We start from the raw sequence: 12,693 nt of genomic DNA on the forward strand, positions 1-12,693 counted from the left end.
ATGGACGTTCGCGCCGCAGTCGCCGTTCAGGCCGGCAAGCCGCTTGAGGTCATGACAGTTCAGCTTGAGGGACCACGCGCCGGAGAGGTGCTGGTCGAGGTGAAGGCGACTGGCATCTGCCATACCGATGATTTCACCCTGTCGGGCGCCGATCCGGAAGGCCTCTTCCCCGCAATTCTCGGTCATGAGGGTGCGGGCATCGTCGTCGATGTCGGCCCCGGCGTCACCTCGGTGAAGAAGGGCGACCACGTCATTCCGCTCTACACTCCCGAATGCCGCGAGTGCTATTCCTGCCTATCGCGCAAGACCAACCTCTGCACGTCGATCCGCGCGACTCAGGGCCAGGGCCTGATGCCCGACGGCACCTCGCGCTTCTCGATCGGCAAGGACAAGATCCACCACTATATGGGCTGCTCGACCTTCTCGAACTTCACCGTTCTGCCGGAGATCGCGCTCGCCAAGGTCAATCCCGACGCACCCTTCGACAAGATCTGCTACATCGGCTGCGGCGTCACCACCGGCATCGGCGCTGTCATCAACACCGCCAAGGTTGAGATCGGCTCGACGGCGATCGTCTTCGGTCTCGGCGGCATTGGTCTGAACGTACTGCAGGGCCTGCGCCTCGCCGGCTCCGACATGATCATCGGCGTCGATATCAATCCGGACCGCAAGGAATGGGGTGAGAAGTTCGGCATGACGCATTTCGTCAATCCGAAGGAAGTCGGCGACGATATCGTGCCTTATCTCGTCAACCTGACGAAGCGCAACGGCGACCTAATCGGCGGCGCCGATTACACGTTCGATTGCACCGGCAATACCAAGGTCATGCGTCAGGCGCTCGAATCATCGCATCGCGGCTGGGGTAAGTCTGTTATCATCGGCGTTGCCGGCGCCGGCCAGGAAATCTCGACGCGTCCGTTCCAGCTGGTCACCGGCCGCAACTGGATGGGCACGGCCTTTGGCGGCGCGCGCGGCCGCACCGACGTGCCGAAGATCGTCGACTGGTACATGCAGGGCAAGATCCAGATCGACCCGATGATCACCCATACGATGCCGCTCGAAGACATCAACAAGGGCTTCGAGCTGATGCACAAGGGTGAAAGCATCCGGGGCGTCGTGGTCTACTGAGGAGAGTGATGCGGAATGCGGTTCGACGTTGAAATCGCCTGCGGCTTTGTCGCAAATCGATCCTGATTTGGGAGCCGTGGGCAGCTGAGGAGGAGAAGCTGAACATGGCAAACCAGGTATCGATACACCCGCTGCTCGATGGCGGGGTGAAGAAGGGTCAGGCGAATTTCAACGGCGGAACGCTTGTCTGCGCCTGTACGGACAAGCCCGTGAAGGTGGCGGTCAAGGGCACGGTACTGCACAACCACGCCTGTGGCTGCAGCAAGTGCTGGAAGCCCAAGGGCGCCGCATTCTCGATCGTGGCAGTGGCGGCGCATGAGAATGTCTCGGTTCTGGAGAATGGCGACAAGCTTCACGTCGTCGATCCCGAAGCGCTGATCCAGCGCCATGCCTGCAAGCAGTGCGGCGTTCACATGTACGGACCGGTGGAGCGCGATCACGCGTTCAAGGGGCTGGATTTCGTTCATCCCGAACGCTTCCAGGAAAGCGGCTGGCCTGAACCGGGCTTTGCGGCCTTCGTCTCCTCGATCATTGAAACCGGCACGCCGCCTTCAGCGATGGCGGGCGTGCGGGGCAAGTTCAGGGAGATCGGCCTGGAGACCTACGACTGCCTCAATCCGACGCTGATGGACGTCATTGCCACCTGGGTGGCAAAGAAGGCCGGCACACTGAAAGAAGCCTGACATCTTGAACCGATGGCAGCCGCCGGACTATGAGAGCCGAAAGAAAGAACGCTACGCGGTAACGCGTGGCGTTCCAGCAAAAACAGATTGAACTTCATGATCTATGTCGATGCAGACGCCTGCCCGGTCAAACCGGAAATCCTGAAGGTTGCCGAGCGCCTCGGCATCGAGGTCACCTTCGTCGCCAACTCGGGCCTGCGCCCGTCGCGCGATCCGATGGTGAAGAACGTCATCGTTTCCAATGCCTTCGACGCGGCCGACAACTGGATCGCCGAGCATGCAGGTCAAGGTGACGTCGTCGTCACCGCCGACGTGCCGCTTGCCGTGCGCTGTGTCGCAACCGGCGCGCTCGTCAGCGGCCCGACCGGACGCGTCTTCGACGACACCAATATCGGTATGGCGAGTGCCATGCGCGACCTCGGCGCCCATCTTCGCGAGACCGGCGAGAGCAAGGGTTACAACGCCGCCTTCAGCCCCAAGGACCGCTCACGGTTCCTGGAAACATTCGATCGCCTCTGCCGGCGCGCCAAGGCCGCCAGCCCCAATACGGACAATCAGCCATGAACATCATTTCCCAGGCAACCGCTTTCGGCGGCATGCAGGGCGTCTTCAGCCACGCTTCGGAAGCCTGCAACTGCGACATGACCTTTGCGGTCTTCGTGCCGCCGCAGGCGATCAAGGAGCCCTGCCCTGTGCTCTGGTATCTCTCCGGCCTCACCTGCACCCATGCAAACGTCATGGAGAAGGGCGAATACCGGCGCATGGCCGCTGAACTTGGCCTGATCATCGTTTGCCCCGACACCAGCCCGCGCGGCAACGATGTCGCCGACGAGCTGACAAATTGGCAGATGGGCAAAGGCGCCGGCTTCTATCTCGACGCAACGGAATCGCCTTGGGCCGAGCACTACCAGATGTACACGTACATCACCGAAGAGCTCCCTGCCCTGATCGCCGAACAATTCCGGGCCGACATGAGCCGTCAGGGCATCTTCGGCCATTCGATGGGCGGTCACGGTGCGATGACGATCGCGCTGAAGAACCCGGAGCGTTTCAAGAGCTGCTCGGCCTTCGCGCCGATCGTCGAACCTTCGACAGCCGACTGGTCGGCACCTGCGCTCGGAAAATATCTCGGCACGGATGAGACCAAGTGGCGCCAGTATGACGCGTGCGCGCTGGTAAGCGATGGCGCACGGTTCCCGGAGTTCCTGATCGATCAGGGCAAGGCCGACGGATTCCTGGAAAAGGGCCTGCGCCCCTGGCTGTTCGAAGAGGCGATCAAAGGCACGGACATCGGTCTGACGCTCCGCATGCACGAGCGCTACGACCACTCCTACTACTTCATCTCGACCTTCATGGACGACCATTTGAAGTGGCATGCCGAGCGGCTTGGGTAAGGCGCAAGAAACGGGTGGCATGGCAGCTATGCCAATTCCTACCTTGAACTCGGCCGTTACTCCGCGCATATAGAAATCAACGCAGACGACTGCGGCGTCCGATCCCTCGGGCGCAAATGTCGCGGGGACGGCCTCGCTCTTGAAAAGGAGAGTAAGATGGCCTGGTTCCTGCTGTTTCTAGCCGGACTTTTTGAATGTGGTTGGGCGATCGGTCTGAAATACACCGATGGCTTCACCAAACCCATGCCGACGATTTTCACCGTTATCTCGATGGTGATCAGCGTCGTGCTTCTGGGGCTGGCGGTAAAGACACTGCCGATCGGCACGGCTTACGCGATCTGGACCGGAATCGGCACGGTCGGCACGGTCCTTCTTGGTATCTGGCTGCTTGGCGATCCCGCCACCGCATCGCGCCTTGCCTGCATCGCACTGATCGTCGCAGGCATCGCGGGGCTGAAGCTCACCGCATGAGATAAAAACGCCGCGGGCCAAAACCCGCGGCGTCTTCTTTAGGCGTTGCGCTTGTCCACCGATAGCGCGCCAGCTCCGGCGAAAACCAGGAACAGGAAGATGAAGCAGAACAGGATGGCTTCGCCGCCGCCGTTCACCGCCGGGTAGAAGCCGCGCGGGAAATGCGCCATGAAATAGGCGATCGCCATCTCACCGGACAGCAGGAAAGCAACCGGGCGCGTCAGGAAGCCGACGAGAACGAGCAGGCCACCGATAACCTCAAGCAATGCGGCAACGAGGAAAAGCGGCGGCAGCGAACCACCCTCGCCTTGCGGGATGGGAAAAGCGAAAAGCTTCATCGTGCCATGCTCGATAAAAAGCAAAGCGGTGAAAATTCTGAGCGCAGCCAGCGCGAAGGGTTGGTAGGCGTTCAGGCGATCAAAAATACCAGACATAAGGACTCTCCTTTTAGGGGCGCAAGAGCGTTAGCGCGTCGCCATTCCCAAGAAAAATCACGGAATGCCAACGTCTATTCACTTCTTCGACAGTGCGTAAACAGCTGAAAGGACAGTTTTATTCGCTCATAACGGAATGTTGTCATGCTTCTTCCAGGGATTGGAGAGATCCTTGTTGCGCAACATCTTCAATCCGCGCGCCAGACGGCGGCGCGTTGAGTGCGGCATGATCACCTCGTCTATGTAACCGCGCTCGGCGGCAACGAAAGGCGACAGGAACCGGTCCTCGTACATTTTCGTATGCGCCGCGATCTTCTCGGGATCGGCAATATCCTTGCGGAAGATGATCTCGACCGCGCCTTTGGCTCCCATGACGGCGATCTGTGCCGTCGGCCAGGCGTAATTGAGGTCGCCGCGCAGATGCTTCGACGCCATCACATCATAGGCGCCGCCGAAAGCCTTGCGGGTGATCACCGTCAGCTTCGGAACCGTCGCTTCGGCATACGCAAACAGCAGCTTTGCGCCATGCTTGATCAGGCCACCATATTCCTGCGCCGTCCCAGGCAGGAATCCCGGCACATCGACAAAGGTCACCAGCGGAATGTTGAAGCAATCGCAGAAGCGCACGAAACGCGCCGCCTTGCGCGATGCATCGCTATCGAGCACGCCGGCCAGCACCATCGGCTGGTTGGCCACGAAACCGACGGTAGAGCCCTCGATGCGCCCGAAGCCGCAAACGATATTCTTGGCAAAGCTCGCCTGGATCTCGAAGAAATCACCCTCATCGGCGACCTTCAGGATCAGTTCCTTGATGTCATAGGGCTTGTTGGCATTGGCGGGCACCAGCGTATCGAGCGACTCGTCCGCCTCTGTCACGGGCTGGAAACATTCGATTTCCGGGATCGGCGATGTGTTCGACAAGGGCAGGAAGTCGATCAGGCGGCGCACCTGCAGCAGCGTATCGACATCGTTGTCATAGGCGCCGTCGGCAATCGACGACCGCGTCGTATGCACGGAGGCGCCGCCGAGCTCTTCGGCCGTCACCGTCTCGTTGGTCACAGTCTTGACGACGTCGGGCCCGGTCACGAACATGTAGGACGTATCACGCACCATGAAGATGAAATCGGTCATAGCCGGCGAATAGACGTCGCCACCGGCACAAGGCCCCATGATCACTGATATCTGCGGGATGACGCCCGATGCCAGCACGTTGCGCTGGAACACTTCCGCATAGCCGCCGAGTGCCGCAACACCTTCTTGGATGCGCGCGCCGCCCGCGTCATAGATACCGATGACCGGCGCGCGGTTCTTCAGCGCCATATCCTGCACCTTCATGATCTTCTCGGCATGCGCTTCCGAAAGCGAGCCGCCGAAGACCGTGAAATCCTTGGCGAAGACGAAGACGGTACGACCGTTGACCGTGCCCCAGCCGGTGACGACACCGTCGCCGGCAAAGCGGGTCTTCTCCATGCCGAAATCGGTGGAACGGTGCTCGACGAACATGTCGAATTCTTCGAAGGAATCTTCATCGAGGATCAGGTCGATTCGCTCGCGGGCCGTCAGCTTGCCACGCTTGTGCTGCGCATCGATGCGCGCCTGCCCGCCGCCAAGCCGCGCTTCGTCGCGCCGGCGCTCAAGCTCCTCGAGAATTTCCTTCATGAAAACTCCTCCTGCCGCCAGCGCGGCATTGATCAGCCGCGCCCGGCCGTCAGCTTGAATGCCGAGCGTAGCCGCGCGGCAATATCTTCTGCGAGAATCTGATCGGCCATCGCAGGATCGTTGGCGAAGCTCGACACATCGAAGGCCGAGACGCCGATCACCGACCCGTCGTCGACAGAGGCCGCATCGGCGGTAATCTTCGCGACGTTGCGGTTGTTGTCGAACCCCTGCCCCTTGGTGACGGAAACGATGCGGATCGTCAGCACGACGCGCGGATAGACGTCGGTGCGGACCGTGGCATTGATGGCGGCATTGACGCGGTCGCTGATGCCTGACAGCAGAGGCGCGGCGATCCCGGGGCCACCGAGAACCACGGCACTTCTGACGTCATATACAGGGGCTGGCGGCTCGCTCGAACCCATGCCGGCGCAGCCAGTCAAGGCAGCGCAGATCATCGCTATCTGGCAAAAACACAACCGCAGCAACTTCATTGAAAAAACCTGCACCCATCCCCACTCAGGAGTCGCAGAGTTCGTCATTATGGCGGTCAAAGCAATATGTTTCAGGCCCTTAGCGCCAAAAAAACATCTGCCGACGCCTTGAAGTCCTGGAACCGCTTGGCGCGGCGCTCTTCGGCTTCCTCGTCGCTGCCCCAATGCTCGATCGTCCAGTCCTCGTCGAGATGCGCAAGCGACCAGGCCTCGTCCATCGTCAGGTGCCGTTCGGCAAAAGCCAGCGCCAGAATTGCCGATCCCGTCAGCGTCGTCATCGTATGCAATGCGGCAAGCGCAAGCGCGCTGTCGTGGCGGCGAAGGGTCACGCCGAAGGCCGCGATGGCGTCTCGCGGCTGTTCGTGATGGATCACGCCCTCGATCAGCAGGAAGCGCGCACCGAGATCGCCGGCTGCCCAGTCGAGCACCGGATCCCAGCGCTCGGCCTGCCGCTGCACCAGCAGCTCCGGCTGGTCGGCGCGGTAGCAGAGAAGATCGCTGGAGGAAAAGCGCACGATATCGTCGAACACCGCCTGTGTGTCGGTCGCCACGCCGTCGAGCGCCGTGTTCACCAGCCGCGTGACAGGCATGGTCGCCGGATCGATCACCTCGGCCTGCGCCTGCCATTCGGCAGAGAGCAGATCGGCAAGCGGCTTGGTCGGCACGGCAAGGATCTGCTTGGCAGGCGTGCGGACAGGCCGGCCGTCGAGCAGGATCGCAAATCCGGCGTCCTGGTCGGCAACGGAAACGTCCTTGTAGAAGCGCTTCGGCAGCGGCTTCTTCATCTGGATCTGCGCGCGGCGGATCGGATCGGGATGGCTGAGTCCTTCGGAAAGGTCGTTCAACAGGTCGCGCATGGCGTCACCTCATAAATAGTCGAGCACGTCGTTCGGATGATGGGCGATGGCATCGGCACCTGCAGCAATCAACTCATCGACACTGGCATATCCCCAGGATACGCCGATCGCCTTGGCACCGGCGGCCTTCGCCATCTGCATATCGTAAATCGCATCGCCGATGACAACGGTATCGGCAGGGTTCATGCCGGTTTCGTCACAGCATTCCGTCACCATCGCCGGATGCGGCTTCGACGGGCAATCGTCGGCAGTCCGCGAAACGATGAAGTGTGGCGCAAAGCCATGGATTTCAAGAACGCTGACGAGGCCGCGCCGGGACTTGCCGGTCACTGCACCGATCAGGATGTCGTCGCGCGCCGCAAGCGCTGCAATGACAGTCTTGATACCGTCGAACAGCGGCACGTTCATGCCGGGTTCGCCGCGCACGTCCATGTAGATCTTCTTGTAGTGCGCGGTCATCGCCACCGCCTCGTCATCGACATGCGGTTTGCCCTGCATCCGGGCAATGGCGATATCGAGCGTCAGACCGATGATCGACTTGGTGCTTTCGATCGCAGGCCGTGGATGGCCGAAGGCCACAAAAGTCCGGGCCATGACTTCATGGATCAGCGCAGCACTATCGACAAGCGTGCCGTCGCAATCGAACAGGGCGAGCTTCATTCGTAGTCTTCCCGATCCGCCTCTGCGAGGTCGAGGCCGAGCAGGTTCCAGGTCTGCACCATATGCGGGGGCAGCGGCGCGGTGACCCGCAGACGGCCGCCGTTCGGATGAGGAACGTCGATCTTGCGCGCATGCAGATGCAGCTTCTTCTGCACGCCGCCGGGGAAATCCCAGTTATGGTCGTCGTCGAAATATTTGGGGTCGCCGATGATCGGGTGGCCGATGTGCAGCGCGTGCACACGCAACTGGTGCGTACGCCCGGTATAGGGCTCCATCTCCAGCCAGGCGAGGTTCTGCGCTGCCGTTTCGCGTACCTTGTAGTAGGAGATCGCGTGGTCCGCCCCCTCCTCGCCGTGCTTGCAGACCCGCATGCGGTCACCGTCCGGCGTCTGCTCCTTGACGAGCCAGGTCGAGATCTTGTCCTCGTGCTTGCGCGGTACACCCTTCACCAGCGACCAGTAAGTCTTCTTGGTGTCGCGCTCGCGAAACGCCGCCGTCAGCTTCTGCGCCGCGCCGCGGGTGCGGGCAATCACCAGCACCCCCGAAGTGTCGCGGTCGAGCCGATGCACCAGCCGCGGCTTCTCGCCCTTCGGGCTGGTCCACGCCTCGAGCATCTTGTCGATATTGCGCGTAACGCCCGATCCGCCCTGCACAGCAAGGCCGGCCGGCTTGTTGAGCACGATCACCTTGTCGTCCTCGTGCAGCACCATGCGCTGCAGCAATTCGTAATCGCCACCATGCTTCAGATCATGGCCGGCAATGGGGGTGTTTTTCTTGGCATCGACATCGATCGGCGGAACGCGCACCACCTGGCCGGGCTGCACCCGCGCATCGGTCTTCACGCGGCCGCCATCGACACGCACCTGGCCGGAGCGCAGGAGCTTCTGGAGAGGGCCGAAGCCCAGGCCCGGAAAATGGATCTTGAACCATCGATCGAGCCGCATGCCCGCCTCGTCCGGTTCGACGGTGATATGTTCAATGCCAGCCATGAAAGTACTTTCGGAAAGAGTCGCCAGCGCCAGGCGCGGCCTTTGCCGGTGGCTTTAGAGCATTTTTGTCGAAAACGGAAACCCGAATCTCAGATCAGCGCCCGCATCAGCGCAAGACCGGCGACAACGGCGGCCATCGAGAGACCGACGCTGGCAGCGATATAGACGCCGCCAAGCACGGCTTCGCCGCGTTCGAAAAGCGAAATTGCGTCTAGTGAAAAGGCTGAGAACGTCGTGAACCCGCCGAGGAAGCCGGTGATCAGCAAGAGCCGCAATTCTACCGACGCATTGAAACGGCGGGCGATCATCTCGGCAAAGACGCCGATGACGAAACATCCGGCAACGTTGACGATCAGCGTGCCCCACGGAAAGTTGGGACCCCACAGCCTGAGCGACCACTGGCCGAGGAAATAACGCAGGAGAGAGCCGAGAGCGCCACCGGCGGCAACGAGAAAAGCCTGGAACATGGCTCTGTTTAGCGCAGCAGAAGAGCATTTCCAATCGCTTCCCGGTAATTCCGGCAGATCGGTAAAATGCGAGTATTTTCCTTAGCCGGGAGCCAACGCCACACCGGTATCGTCGAAAGCATGACACAGGTCGTGACCATATCGGCAAGCACTGCGGCTGCCGCCTTCGACTCGTTGCGGATCGCTCCGCGCGTTCCGGCAAGCATGGCCGCGAAGGATGCCCGCAGGATTGCCGAGCGCCAGCTGCGCGGCGTCGAAGCGGCCGACGAACATGAAGAAATGCCGAACATCATCCAGTCGACGGAAGTGGCGCTGGACCTGATGACCAAGGGCAACAAGCAGCCGCAGGCAGGCCTGCAGCACGCGCTCAAATCCTACGAAGACTTCTAACTTCTGTCCCCGGAAGGCAGAAAGGCCCGCGGTCTGTGACGCGGGCCTTTTTGTTGATTGCCTTGACGGGCGTGTTACTTGCCTTGCGCCGAGAGCACCTTCAGCGTCACATCGACCTTGCCCGCCTTTTCGAATGTCAGCGTCACCGGAACTGTGTCACCCTGCTTGAAGGGCGCCGTGACTTTCTGGAACATCAGATGCAGGGCGCCGGGCTCAAGCTTGACGGTTCCGCCCGCAGGAATGGCGATGCCACCCTTCAGCTCGCGCATCTTCATGACATTGTTCTCGGTCTTCATCTCGTGCATCTGCACCTCGCCGGCATTTGGCGACGTGATGGCGACAAGCGTATCATCGCTCTTGCCGTTGTTCTTGACCGTAAAGAAGCCACCGCCGACAGGTTGGCCCGGAAGCATCGCCTTGGCAAAGGCGCCGGATATTTCGAGATCGCCGATCTTTGCCTCGTCGCCCGCGGGCGCCGCCATCGCCATTCCGGCCATACCGCTCATGTCCATGCCCGCCATGTCGTCGTGGCCATGGCCGTGACCGCTGCCCTCGACCACCTTCAGCACCGGCGCCGGGCTCTTCAGCTTGTGCGGATCGCTGCCATCGGCGGCGATCTGATCCCAGGCCTCGACGGTATCGCCGCAGAGCTGCGTGACCGGGAAAGCCAGCGAGGTGCCGGCATCGACGCCGGAGACCTTACCCTGGATCACGAAGGTGTCGTAGAAATCATCGGAGAGATTGCCGCCCTTCCAGCGGATCTCGATCGCGCCCGACTTCACCGGCGTACCGTGATTGTCGTAGCTCTTCTTGTAGTCGCCCTTGATGACCTCGAGCTCCCAGCCGGCCTTCGGCTGCGGCTTGGCGAAGACAAAGCCTTCCGGCATCTTCACCTGCACTTCATTCGTCGGCTTGCCGTCGCAGCCATGCGGGACCTGCAGCGTTGCCAGGATGATGGCTTCCTGCGGCGCCTCGGCGTCGAGAAAGGTCACATGGGCGCTGGCGGCCGTCGCGGCAAAGGAAAGAGCAGCGGCAAGGCCAAGGGTTCGAACGGTTTTCATCTGATGTCTCCTCGCCGGCATCCGCATCGTCTTGGCGGGCTCCGGCATCATATTGCATTTCGGTTCGGGTTGGAGATTAGGCCAGAACCGGCGGCCCCCGTGATTTCGGCCGCGCCACGGCGCGAAGCGGCAGGGCCGCGATATCGCTCGTCAGGCCGTTCTCGAACGAAGCAAAATCGAGCTTCAGCCATGCGGCAGCATCCGGCGCGGGCAGGATCACCGAAGCAGTGAGGCGGCAGACGTCGCAATTCGGCCCCATCGGGATCCGCTTGCCTTCGTCATCCTTGACGGTGACGCAGAGCGAGGCGAAGGAACCGTCAGGCAGGGTATATTCGGCAGCGTTGTAAAGCGGGTCGGCGCCGAGCTGCGGCAGCTGGTGCCCAAGGCCGAGCAAAAGCAGGCTCAGCGCGCAGATCATGCGCGTCAGCATCCCGGCTTTCCGGCTCCGTGCAGTCATCCAATCCCCTCACCGCTGCTGTCGCGATTAATCACTTTATCGGCGAAAAGCAAAAGCCGATTTGCCGCAGAATGCAATTCGCGCCGGGGCGGCGCGACAAAAATTTGCTCGGTGGCGACATTCCCCTCTTGCCAAGCACCCGTTCCGCCCGATAATTGCCGCAACCTTGTTGGGAGAAGCTGGTTTGCAAGAACCAGTGCCGAAGGAGCAACCGCCCCGGAAACTCTCAGGCAAAAGGACCACAAGGGGCAGACGGAACTCTGGAGAGAGGCGTTCTCGAAACGCTCGCCGAAGGGATAACAATCTCAGGCGCAAGGACAGAGGGGGCTCGATAACGAGGCGTAACTGCGCCTTCATTTGAGCCCGCGCATGGACTTCCACGCGCAACGACCGGAGGCGTCATTGGACGATACTGCTGCCCTCAAGAAAACCCCGCTTCATGCGCTGCATCTGTCGCTCGGCGCCCGCATGGTTCCTTTCGCAGGCTACGACATGCCGGTGCAATATCCGGCCGGCGTGATGAAGGAGCATCTGCAGACTCGCCAGGCTGCCGGCGTCTTCGACGTTTCGCATATGGGCCAGGTCATCGTGAAGGCGAAGACAGGCAAGTATGAGGATGCAGCCCTTGCGCTCGAAAGCCTCGTGCCCGTCGATATTCTCGGTCTCGCCGAGGGACGCCAGCGCTACGGCTTCTTCACCGACGACAATGGCGGCATCCTCGACGATCTGATGATCACCCATCTCGACGACCACCTGTTCGTCGTCGTCAACGCCGCCTGCAAGGACGAAGACGTCGCGCATATGCGCAAACATATCGGCGACCGCTGCGACATCACCGTGCTCGACCGCGCGCTCGTTGCGCTGCAGGGACCGCGCGCCGTCGATGTGCTTGCCGAACTCTGGGCCGATGTCGCGGCCATGAAATTCATGGACGTGCGCCACTGCCGCCTGCACGACGTTTCCTGTCTCGTCTCCCGTTCGGGCTATTCCGGCGAGGACGGCTTCGAAATCTCCATTCCCGCCGACAAGGCCGAGGATGTCACCAAGCGGTTGCTTGAGCATCCCGATGTCGAGGCGATCGGCCTCGGCGCCCGCGACTCGCTCCGCCTCGAGGCCGGTCTCTGCCTCTATGGCAACGACATCGACACGACGACGACGCCTGTTGAAGCGGCCCTCGAATGGGGCATGCAGAAGGCCCGCAAGACCGGCGGCGCCCGCGCCGGTGGTTTCCCCGGTGCTGCCCGTATTCTATCCGAACTCGACAATGGCGCCACGCGCCGCCGCGTCGGCCTGAAGCCCGAAGGCAAGGCGCCGGTGCGCGGCCATGCCAAGCTCTACGCCGATGCCGAAGGCAAGACCGAGATCGGTGAAGTCACGTCCGGTGGCTTCGGCCCGAGCGTCGAGGGACCCGTTGCCATGGGCTACGTGCCCGTCTCGCATGCGGCTGCCGGAACCGAAATCTATGCTGAAGTGCGCGGCAAATATCTGCCGATCACCGTCAGCGCCCTGCCCTTCATCACGCCGACCTACAAACGCTGAACCTTTTCCAGAG

At 61.5% G+C, this 12,693-nt stretch carries 16 protein-coding genes and 1 riboswitch; of the genes, 7 read left to right on the top strand and 9 right to left on the bottom strand.

The genetic code is table 11. The features are described 5' to 3' along the window. From AC1DNK_RS19790 to sugE, 5 genes are all read left to right on the top strand, one after another. Positions 1–1,128, top strand: a complete 1,128-nt coding sequence (locus tag AC1DNK_RS19790) for an S-(hydroxymethyl)glutathione dehydrogenase/class III alcohol dehydrogenase (RefSeq protein WP_477942987.1) — start codon at positions 1–3, stop codon at positions 1,126–1,128. A gap of 104 nt (positions 1,129–1,232) precedes the next feature. Beyond that, positions 1,233–1,811, top strand: coding sequence for an S-(hydroxymethyl)glutathione synthase (gfa, locus tag AC1DNK_RS19795; protein WP_112387312.1), 579 nt, complete (start codon positions 1,233–1,235; stop codon positions 1,809–1,811). Positions 1,812–1,907: 96 nt separating this feature from the next. Beyond that, complete coding sequence (locus AC1DNK_RS19800) at positions 1,908–2,375, top strand: YaiI/YqxD family protein (RefSeq protein WP_112516200.1); 468 nt, start codon at positions 1,908–1,910, stop codon at positions 2,373–2,375. Continuing rightward, the gene (fghA, locus tag AC1DNK_RS19805) at positions 2,372–3,205 is read left to right on the top strand and encodes an S-formylglutathione hydrolase (RefSeq protein ID WP_477942989.1); all 834 of its coding nucleotides are present in this window, start codon (positions 2,372–2,374) and stop codon (positions 3,203–3,205) included. The genes AC1DNK_RS19800 and fghA overlap by 4 nt, the downstream gene beginning before the upstream one ends. A 156-nt stretch (positions 3,206–3,361) precedes the next feature. Further along, positions 3,362–3,676 carry a quaternary ammonium compound efflux SMR transporter SugE gene (gene sugE / locus AC1DNK_RS19810; RefSeq protein WP_112387309.1) on the top strand — a complete coding sequence of 105 codons (315 nt, stop codon included), beginning with the start codon at positions 3,362–3,364 and terminating at the stop codon, positions 3,674–3,676. A 38-nt stretch (positions 3,677–3,714) separates the two neighbouring features. Here sugE and AC1DNK_RS19815 read toward each other — a convergent pair whose 3' ends face one another. The 7 genes from AC1DNK_RS19815 to crcB form a co-directional block, all read right to left on the bottom strand. Then, on the bottom strand, positions 3,715–4,110 hold the full coding sequence (locus AC1DNK_RS19815; protein ID WP_112387308.1) for a DoxX family protein: 396 nt from the start codon (positions 4,108–4,110) through the stop codon (positions 3,715–3,717). A 126-nt stretch (positions 4,111–4,236) separates the two neighbouring features. Then, entirely contained in the window at positions 4,237–5,769 is a 1,533-nt protein-coding gene (locus tag AC1DNK_RS19820) for an acyl-CoA carboxylase subunit beta (RefSeq protein WP_477942991.1), read from the bottom strand. A 32-nt stretch (positions 5,770–5,801) separates the two neighbouring features. After that, complete coding sequence (locus tag AC1DNK_RS19825) at positions 5,802–6,260, bottom strand: hypothetical protein (RefSeq protein ID WP_477942993.1); 459 nt, start codon at positions 6,258–6,260, stop codon at positions 5,802–5,804. A gap of 71 nt (positions 6,261–6,331) precedes the next feature. Further along, positions 6,332–7,117 (bottom strand): ATP12 family chaperone protein, encoded by a 786-nt coding sequence (locus AC1DNK_RS19830; protein ID WP_477942994.1) that lies wholly within the window; start codon positions 7,115–7,117, stop codon positions 6,332–6,334. A 9-nt stretch (positions 7,118–7,126) separates the two neighbouring features. Then, positions 7,127–7,777 carry an HAD-IA family hydrolase gene (locus tag AC1DNK_RS19835; protein WP_477942996.1) on the bottom strand — a complete coding sequence of 217 codons (651 nt, stop codon included), beginning with the start codon at positions 7,775–7,777 and terminating at the stop codon, positions 7,127–7,129. Continuing rightward, positions 7,774–8,766 (bottom strand): RluA family pseudouridine synthase, encoded by a 993-nt coding sequence (locus AC1DNK_RS19840; RefSeq protein ID WP_112539202.1) that lies wholly within the window; start codon positions 8,764–8,766, stop codon positions 7,774–7,776. Before AC1DNK_RS19840 ends, AC1DNK_RS19835 begins: the two co-directional genes overlap by 4 nt. Before the next feature lie 89 nt (positions 8,767–8,855). Beyond that, a complete protein-coding gene (crcB, locus tag AC1DNK_RS19845) occupies positions 8,856–9,233 on the bottom strand; it encodes a fluoride efflux transporter CrcB (RefSeq protein ID WP_477942999.1) in 378 nt (125 codons plus the stop codon). A gap of 120 nt (positions 9,234–9,353) precedes the next feature. Here crcB and AC1DNK_RS19850 point away from each other — a divergent pair, with 120 nt between their 5' ends. Beyond that, entirely contained in the window at positions 9,354–9,623 is a 270-nt protein-coding gene (locus tag AC1DNK_RS19850) for a hypothetical protein (RefSeq protein WP_112387301.1), read from the top strand. 74 nt (positions 9,624–9,697) lie between these two features. On the opposite strand, the gene AC1DNK_RS19855 is transcribed toward AC1DNK_RS19850, so the two are convergent. Together AC1DNK_RS19855 and AC1DNK_RS19860 are read right to left on the bottom strand one after the other, a co-directional pair. Continuing rightward, complete coding sequence (locus tag AC1DNK_RS19855; protein ID WP_477943001.1) at positions 9,698–10,684, bottom strand: copper chaperone PCu(A)C domain-containing protein; 987 nt, start codon at positions 10,682–10,684, stop codon at positions 9,698–9,700. Positions 10,685–10,760: 76 nt separating this feature from the next. Then, entirely contained in the window at positions 10,761–11,141 is a 381-nt protein-coding gene (locus tag AC1DNK_RS19860) for a hypothetical protein (protein ID WP_477943002.1), read from the bottom strand. Positions 11,142–11,300: 159 nt separating this feature from the next. After that, a riboswitch (glycine riboswitch) is annotated at positions 11,301–11,393 on the top strand. Positions 11,394–11,543: 150 nt separating this feature from the next. Between AC1DNK_RS19860 and gcvT the strand changes: the two genes are divergently transcribed. Further along, positions 11,544–12,680, top strand: coding sequence for a glycine cleavage system aminomethyltransferase GcvT (gcvT, locus tag AC1DNK_RS19865; RefSeq protein ID WP_477943004.1), 1,137 nt, complete (start codon positions 11,544–11,546; stop codon positions 12,678–12,680). The last annotated feature ends 13 nt before the right edge of the window (positions 12,681–12,693 follow it).

It is taken from the genome of Rhizobium sp. 01N424 (genome assembly GCF_056399485.1).

Coding starts and splice junctions, on each gene's coding strand:
- AC1DNK_RS19790 (WP_477942987.1), top strand. CDS start 1: ATGGACGTTCGCGCCGCAGTCGCCGTTCAGGCCGGCAAGCCGCTTGAG.
- gfa (WP_112387312.1), top strand. CDS start 1,233: ATGGCAAACCAGGTATCGATACACCCGCTGCTCGATGGCGGGGTGAAG.
- AC1DNK_RS19800 (WP_112516200.1), top strand. CDS start 1,908: ATGATCTATGTCGATGCAGACGCCTGCCCGGTCAAACCGGAAATCCTG.
- fghA (WP_477942989.1), top strand. CDS start 2,372: ATGAACATCATTTCCCAGGCAACCGCTTTCGGCGGCATGCAGGGCGTC.
- sugE (WP_112387309.1), top strand. CDS start 3,362: ATGGCCTGGTTCCTGCTGTTTCTAGCCGGACTTTTTGAATGTGGTTGG.
- AC1DNK_RS19815 (WP_112387308.1), bottom strand. CDS start 4,110: ATGTCTGGTATTTTTGATCGCCTGAACGCCTACCAACCCTTCGCGCTG.
- AC1DNK_RS19820 (WP_477942991.1), bottom strand. CDS start 5,769: ATGAAGGAAATTCTCGAGGAGCTTGAGCGCCGGCGCGACGAAGCGCGG.
- AC1DNK_RS19825 (WP_477942993.1), bottom strand. CDS start 6,260: ATGAAGTTGCTGCGGTTGTGTTTTTGCCAGATAGCGATGATCTGCGCT.
- AC1DNK_RS19830 (WP_477942994.1), bottom strand. CDS start 7,117: ATGCGCGACCTGTTGAACGACCTTTCCGAAGGACTCAGCCATCCCGAT.
- AC1DNK_RS19835 (WP_477942996.1), bottom strand. CDS start 7,777: ATGAAGCTCGCCCTGTTCGATTGCGACGGCACGCTTGTCGATAGTGCT.
- AC1DNK_RS19840 (WP_112539202.1), bottom strand. CDS start 8,766: ATGGCTGGCATTGAACATATCACCGTCGAACCGGACGAGGCGGGCATG.
- crcB (WP_477942999.1), bottom strand. CDS start 9,233: ATGTTCCAGGCTTTTCTCGTTGCCGCCGGTGGCGCTCTCGGCTCTCTC.
- AC1DNK_RS19850 (WP_112387301.1), top strand. CDS start 9,354: ATGACACAGGTCGTGACCATATCGGCAAGCACTGCGGCTGCCGCCTTC.
- AC1DNK_RS19855 (WP_477943001.1), bottom strand. CDS start 10,684: ATGAAAACCGTTCGAACCCTTGGCCTTGCCGCTGCTCTTTCCTTTGCC.
- AC1DNK_RS19860 (WP_477943002.1), bottom strand. CDS start 11,141: ATGACTGCACGGAGCCGGAAAGCCGGGATGCTGACGCGCATGATCTGC.